This is a genomic window from Streptomyces sp. NPDC088745 (assembly GCF_044751045.1).
GTDB lineage: Bacteria > Actinomycetota > Actinomycetes > Streptomycetales > Streptomycetaceae > Streptomyces > Streptomyces cremeus.
In genome coordinates, this window is record NZ_JBIVLB010000002.1 from 246,486 (window position 1) to 263,874 (window position 17,389).

Sequence of the window (17,389 nt, forward strand, 5' to 3'; positions counted from 1 at the left end):
GAAGGCCGGGCCCCCGCGGGGGGGCCCGGCCTTCCGGGTGCTCCGGACACTGCTCTCCGCGCCCTCCGGGTGCGGGTCTTCCGGTGCGGGAGGGCTCAGCGGCCGGTGACGGCCTCCGCCGCCGCCGCGCCGCAGACCCGGGCCGCACCGTGCGTCGCCACATGCAGCGCGCCGCGCGGGGTCGCCTGGGGGACGCCCATCTCGACCACGACCGTGTCCGGGCGGGCCGCGAGGAGCGCGTCCAGGGCGGCCGCCATCCACGGGTGACGGTGTTCGTCCCGTACCACCGCGACGATCCGGCGGCCGCCCGCGGCCGTCACCACGGCCTCCGCCGTGCCCGTCTCCGCCGTGAACGTGCCGGTCGCGGTGCCCGGGAGCAGGCGCGCCAGGTCGGCGGCGACGCCCCACGGGGTCTCGTCGCCCACCGCGATGTTCGCGACCGGGGTGAAGGCGGCGACGTACGGAGCGGACATGACGGGAGTGGCGCCCGGCGCGCGAGTGACGGTGACGGCACGGCGGGCGGCGACCAGGCCGATGGTCTCGTTGCCGGGCGCGGTCCCCTCCTGCACTTCCGCGCCCGGCCCCGAAGCCTCGCGGGCCGCCGACGTCCACGAGGCGAGGGAACGCACCCTCGCCGCCGCGTCGGCCAGCCGCTCCTCCGGCAGTTCACCGGAGCGGACCGCCGCCACCAGCGCGTCGCGCAGGCGCAGCACGGTCTCCTCGTCGGCGAGGCCGCCGCCGACGCAGATCGCGTCGGCGCCCGCGGCGATCGCCAGGACGGAGCCGCGCTCGATTCCGTACGTCGCGGAGATGGCCCGCATCTCCATGCCGTCCGTAATGATCAGCCCCTGGTAGCCCAGCTCCTCCCGGAGCAGACCGGTCAGGATCTGCGGGCTGAGAGTCGCGGGACGGGTGGGGTCGAGCGCAGGGAGAAGAATATGCGCACTCATGACCGATTTGGAACCGGCGGCGATCGCGGCCCGGAAAGGCACCAGCTCACGGGCGTGCAGTGTGGCGAGGTCCACATCGATGCGGGGCATGTCGTGGTGCGAGTCGACATTGGTGTCGCCGTGCCCCGGGAAGTGCTTGGTGCAGGCGGCGACCCCGGCGGCCTGGAGGCCCTCGACGTACGCGGCCGTGTGCCGGGCGACGAGCGCCGGGTCCGCGCCGAAGGACCGTACGCCGATGACCGGGTTGCCCGGGTCGGAGTTGACGTCGGCCGACGGCGCCCAGTTGAGGTTCACCCCGCACTCGGCCAGGCGTCGGCCCAGCTCGCGGGCGACGTCACGTGTCAGGTCCACGTCGTCGACGGCGCCGAGGGCGAGGTTGCCGGGGAAGGAGGAGCCGCCGCGCACTTCGAGGCGGGTGACGTCGCCGCCCTCCTCGTCGATGGCGACCAGCACGTCCTCGCGCTCGGCGCGCAACTGGGCGGTGAGGGCCGCGAGCTGCTCGGGGGAGGCGATGTTGCGCCCGAACAGGCCGACGGACGACAGCCCCTCACCGACGCTGCGCAGCAGCCAGTCGGGGGCGGAGGTGCCGGTGAAACCGGGCTGGAGGACGGCGAGGGCGTCCCGGGTGACGGTGTCCGTGCGGGTGATGAGCGTCGTCATGGGTGCTTATCCCTTCACCGCGCCGTCGGTCAGACCACTGACCGCCTTGCGCTGGAGGAAGACGAAGAGGATCAGGATCGGGATCGCGAAGAGCGAGGACGCCGCCATCGTGGCACCCCAGTCGTCGCCGAACTGGGTCTGGAACTGGGTCAGCCACAGCGGCAGGGTCTGGAACTCGGCCTGCTTGTTCAGGACGAGCACCATGGGGACTTCGTTCCAGGCGGTGATGAATCCGAACAGCGAGGTCGACATCAGGCCGGGGGCCAGCAGCGGCAGGATCACCTTGACGAAGGCCTGACGGCGGGTGCAGCCGTCGACCATCGCGGACTCCTCCAGCTCCTTGGGCACGGCGGCGACGAAGCCGCGCAGCGTGAGGAGGGTGAAGGGCAGCACCATGACCATGTAGAAGGCGGTCAGCGGGATCAGGCTGTTGAGCATGTCGGCGTCGCGCACGATGAAGTAGATCGCGATGACCATGACTTCCCAGGGCGCCATCTGCGCCACCATGAAGCCGATGATGAAGCCGCGCCGCCCCTTGAACCGCATCCGGGCGAGGGCGAAGGAGCCGGCCAGGGCGAGGATCAGGGAGAAGACGACCGCGAGGATCGTGACGGTGAGCGAGTTGCGCACCATGGTGCCGAAGTTCTCGGCGTCGATCGCGGTCTTGAAGTGCTCGAAGGTGATGTCCGTCGGGAACCAGACGGGCGTCTCGGAGACGATGTCCGGCGTCTTCTTGAAGGCCGTCGCGAACATCCAGTAGACGGGGAAGACGAGGCCAATAACGAGCAGGACCGCCGTCGCGTTGGGCCAGATGCGGCCGGGCAGGGAGCGCTTCATCGCTCGTCCTCCTCTTGCTTAAGAACGATCCGCAGGTAGTACGCGGTGAGCAGCAGCAGGATCAGGATGGTCAGGACGGAGATCGCCGAGCCCATGCCGAAGTGCTGGTTGCCCATGCCCTCGATGTAGGCGTAGACCGGCAGGATCTCGGTGAGCCGGTCCGGGCCGCCCGCGTTGATCGCGTACACCTGGACGAACGCCTTGAAGACCCAGATGATCTCCAGGAACGTCGTCGCGAAGAGGAAGGGCTTCAGGAACGGCAGGGTGACCTGGGTGAAGCTCTTCCAGGCGCCGGCGCCGTCCAGCGCGGCGGCCTCGTACAGCTCCTTGGGGATGGTCGTGCTCGCGGCGTACAGGTTGAGCGCCACGAAGGGGATCGACTGCCAGACGATCAGAACCATGATCACGAAGAACGTGGAGAGCTGGCTGCCGGTCCAGTTGTAATCAGCCATCGAGTGGAAGCCGAGTGCGTCCAGCACCCAGTTGACGACGCCGAAGCGCTGGGCGAACAGCCACTGGTAGACGGTGGTCGCGGCGACGACGGGCATCGCCCAGGCGAGTACCAGGCCGATCATCAGGACGACCCGCATGCGCTTGCCGAGGCGAACCAGCAGCAGGCCGACCAGGGTGCCGATCACCATGATCAGCACGACGTTGGCGGCCGTGAAGGCGATCGAGCGCCCCGTGACGTTCCAGAACTCCTCACTGCTGAGGACGTCACCGTAGTTGTCGGTGCCGTTCCACTCGGTGAGGTGCTGGATCAGCTGCCTCATGTTGAGGTTCTGGAACGAGATGAGGACGTTCTTGACCAGGGGCCAGCCCAGGAAGACCAGGACGGCTGCCACCGGGGGCAACAGCAGCAGATAAGGGGTGAGCGATCCCGCTCTGCGGGGCTTCCTGCCCGGATCGGCCGGCTCGGACCCGGCCCCCTTGAGGATCTCCGTCGGACCGGAGGGCGGTCGTTCGGTCTGCACGGTCATGCTCGCCATCTCTTCCTAGGCGCACTGCAGGACGCAGTGAGGGCACTGCGGGACACAGCCGGGCGGGGAGACACACGGCTGACTGCCGGGTTCCGGCCCCCTCGGTGCCGCGGAGGGGGCCGGAACCCGGCAGGAGGGTTACTGCTTCTGCGCGAGGCGCTTGTTGAGCTCGGGCTCGACCTGCTTGGCGGCCTCCGCCGGGGTCTTGCCGTTCAGGACCGCCGTCAGGTAGGTCTTGATCGGGTTCGGGTTGTTCTCGACCGCGGCCCACTCCGGGATCAGCGGCGTGGTGCCACCGAACTTGGCGGACGGCGCGGCGGCCTCGGCGACCGGGTTGCCGGTCAGGTTGGAGTTGAGCGACTCCTTGTTCGGGATGACGCCGGACTCCTTGGCGAGCGCGCCCTCGAACTTGTCGGACAGCGCGAGCTTCAGGAACTCCTTGGCGAGCTCCTGCTTCTTGCTGCCGGCGGCGACGGCGAAGTTGGAGCCGCCGAGGAACACGCCCTCGGGCTTGTCGGCGGTCTCACCGGGGATGGTGAAGTAGCCGATCTCCTTCTCGATGGCCGGGTTGGCCTTGATGGCGGTGCCGGCCTCCCAGCCCATGCCGATGAAGGCGCCGGTCTTGCCCTTGGCGAAGACGTCGGCCTGCTGCGGGGTCGCCTCGTCCTTGTCCTTGGGGGCCTTGGAGTAGGACTGGTACTTCTTGTACAGCTCGGCGGCCTCGCCGATCTTCGGGTCGGCGAGGTTGGAGACCCACTTGTCGCCGTCCTTCTTGATCAGGTCCGCACCCTTGCCGATGGTGAGGCCGTCGAAGAAGTACCAGTTCTGGCCGGGCAGGTAGAGCGGCTCGGCCGCGCCCTTGGCCTTGATCTTGTCGAGCGCCTTGAAGAAGTCGTCACGGGTCTTGGGGACCTCGGTGACACCGGCCTCCTTGAAGACCGACTTGTTGTAGACCACGACGCGGTTGGCGAACCACCACGGGGCGGCGAACTGCTTGCCGTCGACGACCGAGGCCTTGTTGAAGTTCTCGGCCCAGTCCGCGCCGATCTCCTTCTTGAGGTCGTCCAGCTCCGCGAGACCGCCGGTCTTGGCGTACGCGGCGGTCTGCGTGTTGCCGATCTCGAAGACGTCGGGGGGGTTCTCCTCGGACAGGGCGGTCGTCAGCTTCTGCTGGATGCCCTCCCACTTCTGGACCTCGAACTTGAGCTTCGCGCCGGTCTTCTTCTCGAACTCGGCGGTGAGGTCCTTGGTCCAGTTCGGCGGGGTCGAGCCGTCCATGGCCCAGACGGTGAGCGTCTCGCCCTTGAACCCGTCGGCACCGGCCTTCTTGCCGCCGTCCTTGGTGTCCGAGCCGCCACACGCCGCAACGCTGACCAACATGCCGGCGACGCCAATCGCCGCGATGAGCTTGCGCTTCATTACGCCACTCTCCTGCTCAGGGATGCCTGCAACCCCCTGCCCACCGCGAGGACAACGCACGAAGTACGGCCTGTGGGACTGGGACCTGGTCTTTAATGGTTTAGACCAGTAGCTGGAGCTTGGCCTAGACCTTTTGGGGTGTCAAGGGTGTGTCAGACCACTCGTCGGGTCCGTTATCGGACCGACACCTCGCCCCGCGCGGGACCGTACAACAGCCCCTGTGTCCACGGCGTTCCCACGCGTCGCGGTGTATAAGAAGGAATCGCGCGGAGCCCGAGCCCCGCGCGGCGGACCGTGCCACCATCCATGTGAGCCGCGACAGACGGAGGAGCCGGTGACGGCAGCAGCGCAGGAGCCGGAAGGGCGGACCATGATCACCGACGGGGGACGCACGGAGACCAGCACGGGGGGCACGGTCACCGAGCCGGCGGCGCCCGCCCGCACCGCCCGCGTCCCGAAGTACTACCGCCTCAAGCGGCATCTGCTCGACATGACCGAGACCCTCCCCCCGGGCACCCCGGTGCCGCCGGAGCGGACGCTGGCCGCCGAGTTCGACACCTCGCGCACCACCGTCCGCCAGGCCCTCCAGGAGCTGGTGGTCGAGGGGCGCCTGGAGCGCATCCAGGGCAAGGGCACCTTCGTCGCCAAGCCGAAGGTCTCGCAGTCCCTCCAACTCACCTCGTACACCGAGGACATGAGGGCCCAGGGCCTCGAACCCACCTCCCAGCTCCTGGACATCGGGTACGTCACGGCCGACGACACCCTCGCCGGACTGCTGGACATCACCGCCGGCGGCCGCGTCCTGCGCATCGAACGCCTCCGCCTGGCCAGCGGCGAGCCGATGGCGATCGAGACGACCCACCTGTCCGCCAAGCGGTTTCCGGCCCTGCGGCGGTCACTGGTGAAGTACACCTCGCTCTACACCGCGCTCGCCGAGGTCTACGACGTACGCCTCTCCGAGGCCGAGGAGACCATCGAGACCTCCCTCGCCACCCCCCGCGAGGCGGGGCTGCTCGGCACGGACGTCGGGCTGCCGATGCTGATGCTGTCGCGCCACTCGCTCGACAAGGACGGCGAGCCGGTGGAGTGGGTCCGCTCGGTCTACCGCGGCGACCGCTACAAGTTCGTGGCCCGCCTGCGGCGCCCGAACGACTGACGGCCGGGCGCCCGTCGCCCCCGGGGGCCGCCGGTCGACAGTGGTACCCCCGCTGACCTGCGGTGGTCGGGCCGTGTCCGTACCGATATGCGGACAGGGGGTTACGCGGCCCGGTCGCAGCCCCTAGATTTCGCGCACGTTGTGACAGTGAAGATCGCGCGAGGGGACGGATCGCCATGGCAGAGCCGAGACCGACAGCCGAGACCGAGCAGGCCGGGTCGCCCCCGGGCCCCGCCCGGCGGAAGCTGTCGCCCAAGTCCGTGGCGATCTGGACCCTGGTCGCGATCGCCGGCGCGGCGGGCTGGGCGGTGCTCGCGCTCTCCCGCGGCGAGGACGTCTCGGCCGTGTGGATGCTGGCCGCGGCCCTCGGCTCGTACGCCATCGCCTACCGCTTCTACTCCAAGTTCATCGCCCACCGCGTACTGAAGGTCGACAAGACCCGCGCCACCCCGGCCGAACTCAACGACGACGGCGTGGACTTCCACCCCACCGACCGCCGGGTGCTCTTCGGCCACCACTTCGCGGCCATCGCGGGCGCGGGCCCGCTGGTCGGGCCGGTGCTGGCGGCCCAGATGGGGTACCTGCCGGGCACCATCTGGATCGTCGCGGGCGTGATCTTCGCGGGCGCGGTGCAGGACATGGTGACGCTGTTCTTCTCGACGCGTCGCAACGGCCGTTCGCTCGGCCAGATCGCCCGGGACGAGATCGGCCCGGTCGGCGGCGCGGCGGCGCTGATCGCCGTGTTCGCGATCATGATCATCCTGCTCGCGGTGCTCGCACTGATCATCGTGAACGCGCTGGCGGAGTCCCCCTGGGGCGTCTTCTCCATCGGCATGACCATCCCGATCGCCCTCTTCATGGGCGTCTACCTGCGCATCCTGCGGCCCGGCCGGGTCACCGAGGTGTCTTTGATCGGCGTCGCGCTGCTGCTGCTCGCGATCGTCGCGGGCGGCTGGGTCGCCGAGTCCTCCTGGGCGGAGACCTTCACGCTGGAGCCGGGCACGCTGGTCATCTGGATGGTGGTCTACGGGTTCCTCGCCTCGGTGCTGCCGGTGTGGCTGCTGCTCGCGCCGCGCGACTACCTGTCGACGTTCATGAAGGTCGGCACGATCGCGCTGCTCGCGGTGGGCGTGCTGATCGCGCTGCCGACGCTGAAGATGGACGGCATCACGCAGTTCGCGACCAGCGGGACGGGTCCGGTCTTCGCGGGCTCGCTCTTCCCCTTCGTGTTCATCACCATCGCGTGCGGCGCGCTCTCCGGGTTCCACTCCCTCATCTCCTCGGGCACCACCCCGAAGATGATCCAGAAGGAGACCCAGATCCGCACGATCGGCTACGGCTCCATGCTGATCGAGTCGTTCGTCGCGATCATGGCGCTGATCGCCGCCTGCATCATCGACCCGGGCCTCTACTTCGCCGTCAACGCGCCCGCGGGCGTGGTCGGCGACACCGTCCAGGCGGCCTCGCAGGCGGTCGGGAACCTCGGCTTCACCATCACCCCCGAGCAGTTGGCGCAGGCCGCCAAGGACGTCGAGGAGGCCAGCCTGCTGCACCGCACGGGCGGTGCGCCGACCTTCGCGCTGGGTCTGTCCGAGATCTTCTCGGCGGCCTTCGGCGGGGCCGCGATGAAGGCCTTCTGGTACCACTTCGCCATCATGTTCGAGGCGCTGTTCATCCTGACGACGCTGGACGCGGGCACCCGGGTCGGCCGCTTCATGCTCCAGGACATGCTGGGCAACGTCTACAAGCCGTTCAAGAACGTCAGCTGGAAGCCCGGCGTCTGGATCGCCAGCGCGATCGTCGTCCTGGCCTGGGGCTACTTCCTGTGGGTCGGCGTGCACGACCCGCTGGGCGGCATCAACCAGCTCTTCCCGCTGTTCGGCATCGCCAACCAGCTCCTCGCGGCCGTGGCGCTCGCCGTCTGCACCACCCTCCTCATCAAGTCCGGGCGTCTCAAGTACGCCTGGGTGACGGCCGTTCCGCTGCTGTGGGACGTCGCGGTCACGCTCACCGCGAGCTGGCAGAAGATCTTCTCCGCCGACCCCAAGGTGGGCTTCTTCGCCCAGCGCGACGTCTACCAGAGCGCCCTCGACAAGGGCCTCGACAAGGTCGGACTCGCCAAGAACCGCGAGCAGATGGAGACCATCGTCACCAACTCCACGGTCGACGGCGTCCTGTCCGTCCTGTTCGCGGTGCTGATCCTGGTCGTCCTCTTCGAGGCCTGCCGCGCCTGCCTGAAGGCGGTCCGCAACCCGGCCGGGGTCGAGCTCAGCGAGACCCCGTACGTCGAGTCGAAGCTCGTCGCCCCGGCCTCCCTGTTCGCCACCAAGGAGGAGAAGGCCGAGCTGGCCGCCGCGGGCCTGGGCCCGGACGGCCGCCCGCGCAAGGAGGAGAGCACGGTATGACCACGGGCGCGGTGCGCACGGCAGGGCTGCGGCACTGGCTGTCCCGGCTGCGCTGGTACGTCCGCGAGGTGACCGGCGAGGCGGCGTACGACCACTACGTCGCCCACGCCCGCGCGCACGACCCGGACGCCGCGGTCATGACCCGCCGCGCCTTCGAGCGCAGCCGCACCGACGCCCGCGAGGGCGACCCCCGCGACGGCTTCCGCTGCTGCTGAACCGGTCGGAGCGACCGCGGTACGGCCCGGTGTCCCGCCCCTCGACACGGGGTGGGACGCCGGGCCCCCGCCGTTGCACACTGCCCGGCATGGACATGCGCATCCGCATCGCGGAACCCCCCGAATACCCGGCCGTGGGCGAGATCACCGCCCGCGCCTACCTCGACGACGGCCTCCTCGACGGCGGCGAGGACAACACCTACGCGACCACCCTGCGCGACGCCGCCTCCCGCGCCGCGAAGGCCGACCTCCTGGTCGCCGTGGACGCCGACGACACCCTCCTGGGCACCGTCACCTATGCTCCCCAGGGCAGCCCGCTCCAGGACATCGGCGTCCCCGGCGAGGCCGAGTTCCGCATGCTCGCGGTCGCACGGGCGGCCCGGGGGCGCGGGGCGGGCGAGAGCCTCGTGCGGGCCTGTGTCGCCCGCGCACGGGCCGAGGAAGGGGTCGTCCGGCTGGTGATGTCGACCCAGCCGACGATGCTGGGGGCGCACCGGATCTACGAGCGCCTCGGCTTCGTACGGACGCCCGAGCGGGACTGGCAACCGGTGCCCGGACTGGGCCTGCTGACGTACGCACTGGCGCTCCAGCCCGGTGCGCGCGGGGGCTCAGGATCCCGGTGAAACGGGGCCCGTACCCCCTTTAGCCGGGGAAGCGCAACGGCGCGCGACACAACATGTGGTGGGTTCCCCAACGGGGACCCACCACATGTATGCTCGTCCTCGCTGTCGCCGCAGGGGAATCCGGTGAGAATCCGGAACTGTCCCGCAACGGTGTGTCATGTACGCATTTGCGTACCGCCAAGTCCGAGGACCTGCCGACGGTGTGATCCGGCTCGACCGAACCGGATTCCGATACGTCCGGGCTTCGAGGATGAGCCGGTGGACGCCAGGCGACGTGCGCCCTTCTTCCGGGGCGGACGCCTGCTCGCGCGCCCCCGCTCCGCCCCGTGGCCCCGCGCCGAGCGAGGGAGAGCCCCCACGTGACCATCGCGCCAGTCGACCCGGCCACCGCCGAGCAGAGTCAGGACAGTCAGGACGCCCCCGGCACCGCGCTGCTGCGCACCCTGACCGACCTGACCGCCGACCTCACCGACACCGACCCCGGCCGGGTCGCCGCCGCCGCCCTGCGGGGGCGCAACGCGCGCTCGGACGCCGCCGAGCTCCGGGAGCTGGCCACCGAGGCCGCCGCAGGGCTCATCTCCGAGGACCCCGCCTACTCGCGCCTCGCCGCGCGCCTGCTCGCCCGTACGATCCGGGACGAGGCCGCCTCCCAGGGGGTGGGCTGCTTCTCCGGGTCCGTCGCCGTCGGCCACCGCGAAGGGCTCATCGCGGACCGTACGGCCGAGTTCGTCGCCAAGCACGCGGCGGCGCTGGACGAGCTGATCGACCTCGAGGGCGACGACCGCTTCGAGTACTTCGGCCTGCGCACGGTCTACAGCCGCTACCTGCTGCGCCACCCCATCACCCGTCAGGTGATCGAGACCCCGCAGCACTTCATGCTGCGCGTGGCCTCCGGCCTGGCGGCGGACGACAGCGAGCGGGCTCTCGCCGAGGTCGCCTCGCTGTACCGGCTGATGAGCCGTCTGGACTACCTGCCGTCCTCGCCGACGCTCTTCAACTCCGGCACCCGCCACCCGCAGATGTCGTCCTGCTACCTCCTCGACTCCCCGATGGACGAGCTGGACTCGATCTACGACCGCTACCACCAGGTCGCGCGCCTGTCCAAGCACGCCGGCGGCATCGGTCTGTCGTACTCGCGCATCCGCGCCCGCGGCTCCCTGATCCGCGGCACCAACGGCCACTCCAACGGCATCGTCCCGTTCCTGAAGACGCTCGACGCCTCCGTCGCGGCCGTCAACCAGGGCGGCCGCCGCAAGGGCGCGGCCGCCGTCTACCTGGAGACCTGGCACGCGGACATCGAGGAGTTCCTGGAGCTCCGCGACAACACCGGCGAGGACGCCCGCCGCACCCACAACCTCAACCTCGCCCACTGGATCCCGGACGAGTTCATGCGCCGCGTGGACCAGGACGGCCAGTGGTCGCTGTTCTCCCCCGCCGACGTCCCCGAGCTGGTGGACCTGTGGGGCGACGACTTCGACGCCGCCTACCGCAGGGCGGAGGCGCAGGGCCTGGCCAAGAAGTCCCTGCCGGCCCGCGAGCTGTACGGCCGCATGATGCGCACCCTCGCGCAGACCGGCAACGGCTGGATGACCTTCAAGGACGCCTCCAACCGCACCGCCAACCAGACGGCGGAGCCGGGCCACACGGTCCACTCCTCCAACCTGTGCACCGAGATCCTCGAAGTCACCGATGACGGCGAGACGGCCGTCTGCAACCTCGGCTCGGTCAACATGGGCGCCTTCGTCCTGGACAGCGGCGAGATCGACTGGGACCGCCTGGACCGGACGGTCCACACCGCCGTCACCTTCCTCGACCGCGTGGTGGACATCAACTTCTACCCGACCGAGCAGGCCGGCAACTCCAACTCCCGCTGGCGGCCGGTCGGCCTGGGCGCGATGGGCCTCCAGGACGTCTTCTTCAAGCTGAAGCTCCCCTTCGACTCCCCGGAGGCGGCGGCGCTCTCCACCCGCATCGCCGAGCGGATCATGCTCGCCGCGTACGAGGCGTCCTGCGACCTCGCCGAGCGCAGCGGACCCCTCCCCGCCTGGGAGAAGACCCGCACCGCGCGCGGCGTCCTGCACCCCGACCACTACGGCGTCGAGGTCACCTGGCCGGAGCGCTGGGAGGCGCTGCGCGCCCGCGTCGCGAAGACCGGCATGCGCAACTCGCTCCTGCTGGCCATCGCCCCGACGGCCACCATCGCCTCCATCGCGGGCGTCTACGAGTGCATCGAGCCGCAGGTCTCCAACCTCTTCAAGCGCGAGACCCTCTCCGGCGAGTTCCTCCAGGTCAACTCCTACCTGGTGCGCGACCTCAAGGAGCTCGGCGTCTGGGACGCCCAGACCCGTGAGGCGCTGCGCGACGCGTCGGGCTCGGTCCAGGGCTTCAACTGGATCCCCCAGGAGGTCCGCGACCTCTACCGCACCGCCTGGGAGATCCCGCAGCGCGGCCTGATCGACATGGCCGCCGCCCGCACCCCGTACCTCGACCAGTCCCAGTCGCTCAACCTCTTCCTGGAGACGCCCACCATCGGCAAGCTCAGCTCGATGTACGCGTACGCCTGGAAGAAGGGCCTGAAGACGACGTACTACCTGCGCTCGCGCCCCGCCACCCGGATCGCCCGCGCCGCCGGCTCGCAGACCGCTGCCGCCGCCCCCGTCCCCCTCCCCGTGCAGCAGACGACCGACGCCGAGGCGCTCGCCTGCTCCCTGGAAAACCCCGAGTCCTGCGAGGCCTGCCAGTAATGAGCACCAACAGCGAAAAGAACCTGCTCGACCCCGGCTTCGAGCTGACGCTGCGCCCGATGCGCTACCCGGACTTCTACGAGCGCTACCGGGACGCGATCAAGAACACCTGGACCGTCGAGGAGGTCGACCTCCACTCGGACGTCGCGGACCTCGCGAAGCTGACGCCGGGCGAGCAGCACATGATCGGCCGCCTGGTCGCGTTCTTCGCCACGGGCGACTCGATCGTCTCCAACAACCTCGTGCTGACCCTGTACAAGCACATCAACTCCCCCGAGGCGCGGCTGTACCTCTCCCGCCAGCTCTTCGAGGAGGCCGTGCACGTCCAGTTCTACTTGACGCTCCTGGACACCTACCTCCCCGACCCGGACGACCGCGCCGCGGCCTTCGACGCGGTCGAGGAGATCCCCTCCATCCGCGAGAAGGCGCAGTTCTGCTTCAAGTGGATGGACTCGGTCGAGAAGATCGACCGCCTGGAGACGAAGGCCGACCGCCGCCGCTTCCTGCTCAACCTGATCTGCTTCGCGGCGTGCATCGAGGGCCTGTTCTTCTACGGCGCCTTCGCGTACGTCTACTGGTTCCGCTCGCGGGGCCTGCTGCACGGCCTCGCGACCGGGACGAACTGGGTCTTCCGGGACGAGACCATGCACATGAACTTCGCGTTCGAGGTCGTGGACACCGTCCGCAAGGAGGAGCCGGACCTCTTCGACGACGAGCTGGAGCAGCAGGTCACCGACATGCTGAAGGAAGCGGTCGCCGCGGAGCTCCAGTTCGGCCGCGACCTGTGCGGCGAGGGACTGCCGGGCATGAACACGGAGTCCATGCGCGAGTACCTGGAGTGCGTCGCCGACCAGCGCCTGGAGCGCCTCGGCTTCCCGAAGGTGTACGGGTCCTCCAACCCGTTCTCCTTCATGGAGCTCCAGGGCGTCCAGGAGCTGACGAACTTCTTCGAGCGCCGGGTCTCCGCGTACCAGGTGGCCGTCGAGGGCACGGTCGGCTTCGACGACGACTTCTAGCCGAGGGCCGCACCCCGGGGCGGGGGGGACGCGGGACCGCGCCGTGACGGCACAGGGCTGTCGCGTGTCCGCATCCCCCCTGCTCCGGGGCGTCCTCACCGTGCCGCTCCCCCACTGGCCGAGGTGAAGCCGTCAGAGGCGGAGCTGTCAGAGCTGAAGCCGTCAGAGCTGAAGCCGTCAGAGGTGGAGCGGCATCTCCAGCACGACGGAGGTCGTGCCGGAGGCCGGGCTGTCGACGCCGAGCGTGCCGTCCACCGCCGCCAGCCGCTCCCGCAGCCCCGACAGCCCGCTGCCCCTGCCGAGCCCGGCGCCTCCGACGCCGTCGTCGTGGACGGTGATCCGCAGCTTCATCCCCTTGGGCTTCCTGATCCTGGGCTTCTTCCCCCTGCGCTCCTCGCCCACGACGCGGACGTCCACCGACGCCCGGGTCGCTCCGCTGTGCTTGGCGACGTTGGTGAGCAGCTCCGCCACGCAGAAGTACGCGACGCGCTCGACGGCCGGGTCCGGCTGCTGCTCCACGTCCACCCGCAGGGACACCGGCACCCCGGCCCGGCCCGTCAACTGCGGCAGGGCGTCCAGCAGTCCGCGGTCGAGCGCGGCGGGACTGATCCCGTCGATGAGGCGGCGCAGTTCGGCGATCGCGTCGTCGGTCTGGGCGCGGGCCCGGGCGACGAGCGTGCGGGGCCGCTCCCAGGGCGCGTCGCCGGTCGCCTCCCGTACGTCGTCGGACAGCGCGTCGGCGGTCAGGGACAGCGTCATCGCGAGCGCGACGAGCTGCGCCTGGGTGCCGTCGTGCAGATCGCGTTCGACCTGGCGCAGGCCGCGGTCGCTCTCGGCCAGGGCCGCGCCGCGCGCCCGTTCCAGGGTCCGCACCCGCAGTTGGGAGGCGCTGGGGCCGAGCAGGGCGCGAGCCAGCGAACGGTGCAGCCGCGCCCACGCACGGAACACCACAGGGCCGAGCACCAGCACGGCCAGCGCGAACAGGACCGCGGCGGCCACGACCCACCACTCCTGGCCGCCGGCCGACGCCCACACCGCCGACCAGACGCCGAACAGCGGCAGCCCGAGCGCCACCACGAGGCCGAGCAGGTCGAGCGGCAGTCTGAGCAGCAGATAGAGCAGGCCGCGCCACGCGGTGACGTCCGACAGACTGCCGCGCACCCAGGCGATCGTGCCGTCGGCCGCGGGCGGGGGCGCGGGGCTCTCGACCACCTCGTCGAGCAGCACCCGGACCAGCCGCAGGTGGACCCGGACCAGGTGGCGTGCGCCCCGCAGCCCGAGCGCCAGCAGCGGCAGCCCGACCAGGGTGAGCGCCAGCAGGCCGCCGACGTACAGGACCAGCAGAACGTAGGCGGCGCCCAGGAGCGAGAGCGGCAGAGCGGCGGCGAGGTATCCGGCGGCCCGGAGCGCCGGGCGGCGCGGGGCGCCGGGAGCGCCGGCCGGAGTTCCGCCGTCCGCGTCGCGGAGGTGATGTTCCGTCACTGCGCGGCCGCCTCGGAGGTGTTCAGCCGCGAGGTGGCCCGCGCCCCGGTGGCCAGCACGGTCAGCACGGTCAGCGCCACCGCCCCGAGCACCACGGGGCCGAACGACCCGAGCGGCACCACCGGCAGCGCGCTGCCCGTGGCGGCCAGCGCGAACGCGCAGCTCATGGGTGCCGCGACCAGCAGCCCGAGCAGCACCCCCGCCCCCGCGGTCAGCACCGCCTCACTGCCGAGCATCCGCATGAGCTGCCGCCGCGTCGCCCCGGTCAGGGCGAGCAGGGCGTACTCGCGCCGCCTCGCGGCGGTCAGCGAGACGAGCGTGTTCACCGTGGCCACCGCGCCGAAACCGGCCAGCATGGCGAGTTCCACCCCGCGCAGCCAGACGTCGCTCTCGGCCTGTGCTCCCGGCGGGGCGACCTGCTGAAGGGTGCCGGTGACGGCGGCGAAGGTGGTGGAGAGCCCGACCAGCAGCGCGATCGGAATCAGCGCGGACGACAGCCGGTGGGCGTTCCCCCGGAGGTTCTGCGCGGCGAGCGCGCCCCCGCCGTCACCCCGGTGCCGGGCGCCCGCCAGCCGGAACGGCAGACCGAGCAGCGCCACGGCGGGCCGCGCCAGCGCGGGGCCGAGCAGCCCGGCCACGATCATGCAGAGCAGCGAGCCCAGCAGCGCCGACTGCGCCGCCTTCTCCACCGGTTGGCGGGCCGTGAGCAGCAGGAGGGGCACGGTCCCCCCGAGGGCGAGCACCCCGGCGAGCCCGCGCAGCAGGCCCAGCCGGTCCGCCCCGGCCGTCCGCGCCATCGCCGCGGCGGGCCGGTCGACGACCGTCCGACGGGCGGCGATCTTCGACGCACCGGCCCCGACGAGCAGCGTCACCGCCGTCCCGGCCAGCGGGGGCCACGGCGACCACGGCACGACCGCGTCCACCGGAGCGAGGTCCCGGGCGGCCAGCTCCGCCAGGAACCAGCGCGCACCCCAGCCGCCGAGCAGCCACCCGGGTGGCGAGACGAGCAGGGCCAGCAGCAGCACCTCGTACCGGACCAGCCGCTTGACCTGCACCGGCGTCGCTCCGCTGGTCCGCAGCAGCACCATCTCCCGGGCCTGCTGCCGCACCGAGAACGACAGGGTGTTGGCCACCACGAACAACGCCATCAGCATCGCGATCTCGCCGAACGCCCCGCCGATCATCGCCAGCCGTTCGTCACCGCCCCCGTCGGCCGCCGTCAGGACGAGCGAGCCGAACAGGGTGATCACGGCGACCGTCAGCAGCAACGCCACGGCCGGCCCCGCGAAGGAGGCGGGCCCGGCCCGCAGCCCCCCGAGCGCGAACCTCAGCACGCCGGGCCTCCCAACTGTCGCGCGATCCGGGCGGCGGACGGCCGCACCAGGTCCTCGACCAGCACCCCGTCGGAGAGGAACAGCACCCGGTCGGCGAAACTCGCCGCCACGGGGTCGTGCGTCACCATCACACACGTACGCCCCTGCTCCTCGACGCCCGTGCGCAGCAGCCCCAGCACCTGCAGGCCGGTCGCCCGGTCCAGGGCGCCGGTCGGCTCGTCCGCGAACAGGACCCGCGGCCGGGCGTACAGGGCGCGGGCCACCGCCACCCGCTGCTGCTGGCCGCCGGAGAGCCGCCCCGGCCGCTCCTTGCCCCGCCCGGCGAGCCCCACCTGCGCGAGTGCCCCGGCCACCGCCGCCCGGTCGATCCGCTCGCCCGCGAGCCGGGCGGGCAGCGCCACGTTCTGCTCGACCGTCATGGCGGGCAGCAGGTTGTACGCCTGGAAGACGAAGCCCGCGTCGGCCCGGCGCAGTCGCGCCAGCCGCCGCTCGGACAGTCCGGTGATCTCCGTGGACCCCCAGTGGACCGTTCCGGACGTCTGCCGGTCCATCCCCGCCACGCACTGCAGCAGGGTGGACTTGCCCGATCCGGAGGGGCCCATCACCGCGGTGAAGCTGCCCTCCGCGAAGACGACGTCGACGCCGCGCAGGGCGTGGACGGCGTCGCGGCCACGGCCGTACGAGCGGCGCAGGTTCTCGGCACGGAGCCGCAGCCCCGGACGCGGACTCGGCTCCGGCGGGCCCGGTGCGTGCGGGGGACGGTCGGGGACTTCGGTACGGATCGGCATGGGTCAATTCTTGGCCGCGCGGCCCGCGCGGACCACGGGGGTACCGCCCGTCCCGGAGGTTCGGATATCCGCCCTACCCCCGGGGCCCGACCTCCTGCAAGTACGTCACCACGGCCTTCACCCTGCGGTTGTCCGCGTCGGTCGCCGGCAGGTCGAACTTGGTGAACACGGAGGCCACGTGCTTCTCCACCGCCCGCTCCGAGATGACGAGCAGCCCGGCGATGGACCGGTTCGAGTGCCCCTGGGCCATCAGGTCCACCACCTCCCGCTCCCGGGGGGTCAGCCGGTCGAGCGGCCGGGTCCCGTTGTTCAGCAGCCGGCTGACGATCACCGGGTCGAGCACCACCCCGCCGGCCGCGACCCGGCGCAGCGCGTCGACGAAGTCGGCGGTGGCGGAGACGCGCTCCTTCAGCAGGTAGCCGACGCCCGCCGGGTCGCCCGCCAGCAGCCGGGCCGCCCAGGAGGTGTCGGCGTGCTGGGAGAAGACCAGGACGCCCAGCCCCGGGTGCTCGGAGCGCAGTCGCACGGCGGCGCGCATCCCCTCGTCGGTGTGGGTGGGCGGCATCCGGATGTCGACCACGGCCACCTCGGGAAGGTGGTCGGCCACCGCGGACAGCAGCCCGTCCGCGTCGCCCGCGGTGGCGACCACCTCGCAGCCGCGCGCGGTCAGCAGCTCCACCATGCCTTCCCGGAGGATGACCGAGTCCTCGGCGATGACCACCCGCACTGTCCGCTCCCGCCCTCGCCCGCCGTCCGCCGTGCCCTCATTCAACCAGCAGG

At 71.1% G+C, this 17,389-nt stretch carries 14 protein-coding genes and 1 riboswitch; of the genes, 6 read left to right on the forward strand and 8 right to left on the reverse strand.

What is annotated here, in order from left to right:
* Positions 1 to 95 precede the first annotated feature (95 nt).
* From ACIP93_RS05710 to ACIP93_RS05725, 4 genes are all read right to left on the reverse strand, one after another.
* The gene (locus ACIP93_RS05710) at positions 96 to 1,610 is read right to left on the reverse strand and encodes a glycoside hydrolase family 3 protein (RefSeq protein WP_401756076.1); all 1,515 of its coding nucleotides are present in this window, start codon (positions 1,608 to 1,610) and stop codon (positions 96 to 98) included.
* 6 nt (positions 1,611 to 1,616) lie between these two features.
* A complete protein-coding gene (locus tag ACIP93_RS05715; protein WP_401756079.1) occupies positions 1,617 to 2,447 on the reverse strand; it encodes a carbohydrate ABC transporter permease in 831 nt (276 codons plus the stop codon).
* Positions 2,444 to 3,427, reverse strand: a complete 984-nt coding sequence (locus ACIP93_RS05720) for a sugar ABC transporter permease (RefSeq protein WP_345228501.1) — start codon at positions 3,425 to 3,427, stop codon at positions 2,444 to 2,446. Before ACIP93_RS05720 ends, ACIP93_RS05715 begins: the two co-directional genes overlap by 4 nt.
* 138 nt (positions 3,428 to 3,565) lie before the next feature.
* Positions 3,566 to 4,846: an extracellular solute-binding protein gene (locus tag ACIP93_RS05725; protein WP_345228502.1), complete on the reverse strand. Its 1,281-nt coding sequence runs from the start codon at positions 4,844 to 4,846 to the stop codon at positions 3,566 to 3,568.
* 370 nt (positions 4,847 to 5,216) lie between these two features.
* Here ACIP93_RS05725 and ACIP93_RS05730 point away from each other — a divergent pair, with 370 nt between their 5' ends.
* The 6 genes from ACIP93_RS05730 (at position 5,217) to ACIP93_RS05755 (ending at position 13,005) form a co-directional block, all read left to right on the forward strand.
* The gene (locus tag ACIP93_RS05730) at positions 5,217 to 6,002 is read left to right on the forward strand and encodes a GntR family transcriptional regulator (protein WP_345229152.1); all 786 of its coding nucleotides are present in this window, start codon (positions 5,217 to 5,219) and stop codon (positions 6,000 to 6,002) included.
* Between the two features lie 176 nt (positions 6,003 to 6,178).
* Entirely contained in the window at positions 6,179 to 8,407 is a 2,229-nt protein-coding gene (locus ACIP93_RS05735; protein WP_401756083.1) for a carbon starvation CstA family protein, read from the forward strand.
* Positions 8,404 to 8,622, forward strand: coding sequence for a YbdD/YjiX family protein (locus ACIP93_RS05740; protein ID WP_345228504.1), 219 nt, complete (start codon positions 8,404 to 8,406; stop codon positions 8,620 to 8,622). The genes ACIP93_RS05735 and ACIP93_RS05740 overlap by 4 nt, the downstream gene beginning before the upstream one ends.
* Positions 8,623 to 8,711: 89 nt before the next feature.
* A complete protein-coding gene (locus tag ACIP93_RS05745) occupies positions 8,712 to 9,245 on the forward strand; it encodes a GNAT family N-acetyltransferase (protein ID WP_401756087.1) in 534 nt (177 codons plus the stop codon).
* 72 nt (positions 9,246 to 9,317) lie between these two features.
* Positions 9,318 to 9,459, forward strand: a riboswitch (cobalamin riboswitch).
* 145 nt (positions 9,460 to 9,604) lie between these two features.
* The gene (locus ACIP93_RS05750) at positions 9,605 to 11,989 is read left to right on the forward strand and encodes a ribonucleoside-diphosphate reductase subunit alpha (RefSeq protein ID WP_345228506.1); all 2,385 of its coding nucleotides are present in this window, start codon (positions 9,605 to 9,607) and stop codon (positions 11,987 to 11,989) included.
* Positions 11,989 to 13,005 carry a ribonucleotide-diphosphate reductase subunit beta gene (locus ACIP93_RS05755; RefSeq protein WP_401756092.1) on the forward strand — a complete coding sequence of 339 codons (1,017 nt, stop codon included), beginning with the start codon at positions 11,989 to 11,991 and terminating at the stop codon, positions 13,003 to 13,005. Before ACIP93_RS05750 ends, ACIP93_RS05755 begins: the two co-directional genes overlap by 1 nt.
* Positions 13,006 to 13,182: 177 nt before the next feature.
* On the opposite strand, the gene ACIP93_RS05760 is transcribed toward ACIP93_RS05755, so the two are convergent.
* The 4 genes from ACIP93_RS05760 to ACIP93_RS05775 form a co-directional block, all read right to left on the reverse strand.
* A complete protein-coding gene (locus tag ACIP93_RS05760; protein ID WP_401756095.1) occupies positions 13,183 to 14,487 on the reverse strand; it encodes a sensor domain-containing protein in 1,305 nt (434 codons plus the stop codon).
* Positions 14,484 to 15,821 carry an FtsX-like permease family protein gene (locus ACIP93_RS05765; RefSeq protein WP_401756098.1) on the reverse strand — a complete coding sequence of 446 codons (1,338 nt, stop codon included), beginning with the start codon at positions 15,819 to 15,821 and terminating at the stop codon, positions 14,484 to 14,486. The genes ACIP93_RS05760 and ACIP93_RS05765 overlap by 4 nt, the downstream gene beginning before the upstream one ends.
* A complete protein-coding gene (locus ACIP93_RS05770) occupies positions 15,815 to 16,609 on the reverse strand; it encodes an ABC transporter ATP-binding protein (protein ID WP_401756101.1) in 795 nt (264 codons plus the stop codon). The genes ACIP93_RS05765 and ACIP93_RS05770 overlap by 7 nt, the downstream gene beginning before the upstream one ends.
* 73 nt (positions 16,610 to 16,682) lie before the next feature.
* Positions 16,683 to 17,330: a response regulator transcription factor gene (locus ACIP93_RS05775; protein ID WP_345229153.1), complete on the reverse strand. Its 648-nt coding sequence runs from the start codon at positions 17,328 to 17,330 to the stop codon at positions 16,683 to 16,685.
* Positions 17,331 to 17,389 lie beyond the last annotated feature (59 nt).

Bases quoted from the DNA above. Each gene is read 5' to 3' on its own strand.
- ACIP93_RS05730 (WP_345229152.1), top strand. From the start codon at position 5,217: ATGATCACCGACGGGGGACGCACGGAGACCAGCACGGGGGGCACGGTC.
- ACIP93_RS05745 (WP_401756087.1), top strand. From the start codon at position 8,712: ATGGACATGCGCATCCGCATCGCGGAACCCCCCGAATACCCGGCCGTG.
- ACIP93_RS05755 (WP_401756092.1), top strand. From the start codon at position 11,989: ATGAGCACCAACAGCGAAAAGAACCTGCTCGACCCCGGCTTCGAGCTG.
- ACIP93_RS05715 (WP_401756079.1), bottom strand. From the start codon at position 2,447: ATGAAGCGCTCCCTGCCCGGCCGCATCTGGCCCAACGCGACGGCGGTC.
- ACIP93_RS05720 (WP_345228501.1), bottom strand. From the start codon at position 3,427: ATGACCGTGCAGACCGAACGACCGCCCTCCGGTCCGACGGAGATCCTC.
- ACIP93_RS05735 (WP_401756083.1), top strand. From the start codon at position 6,179: ATGGCAGAGCCGAGACCGACAGCCGAGACCGAGCAGGCCGGGTCGCCC.
- ACIP93_RS05725 (WP_345228502.1), bottom strand. From the start codon at position 4,846: ATGAAGCGCAAGCTCATCGCGGCGATTGGCGTCGCCGGCATGTTGGTC.
- ACIP93_RS05710 (WP_401756076.1), bottom strand. From the start codon at position 1,610: ATGACGACGCTCATCACCCGCACGGACACCGTCACCCGGGACGCCCTC.
- ACIP93_RS05740 (WP_345228504.1), top strand. From the start codon at position 8,404: ATGACCACGGGCGCGGTGCGCACGGCAGGGCTGCGGCACTGGCTGTCC.
- ACIP93_RS05770 (WP_401756101.1), bottom strand. From the start codon at position 16,609: ATGCCGATCCGTACCGAAGTCCCCGACCGTCCCCCGCACGCACCGGGC.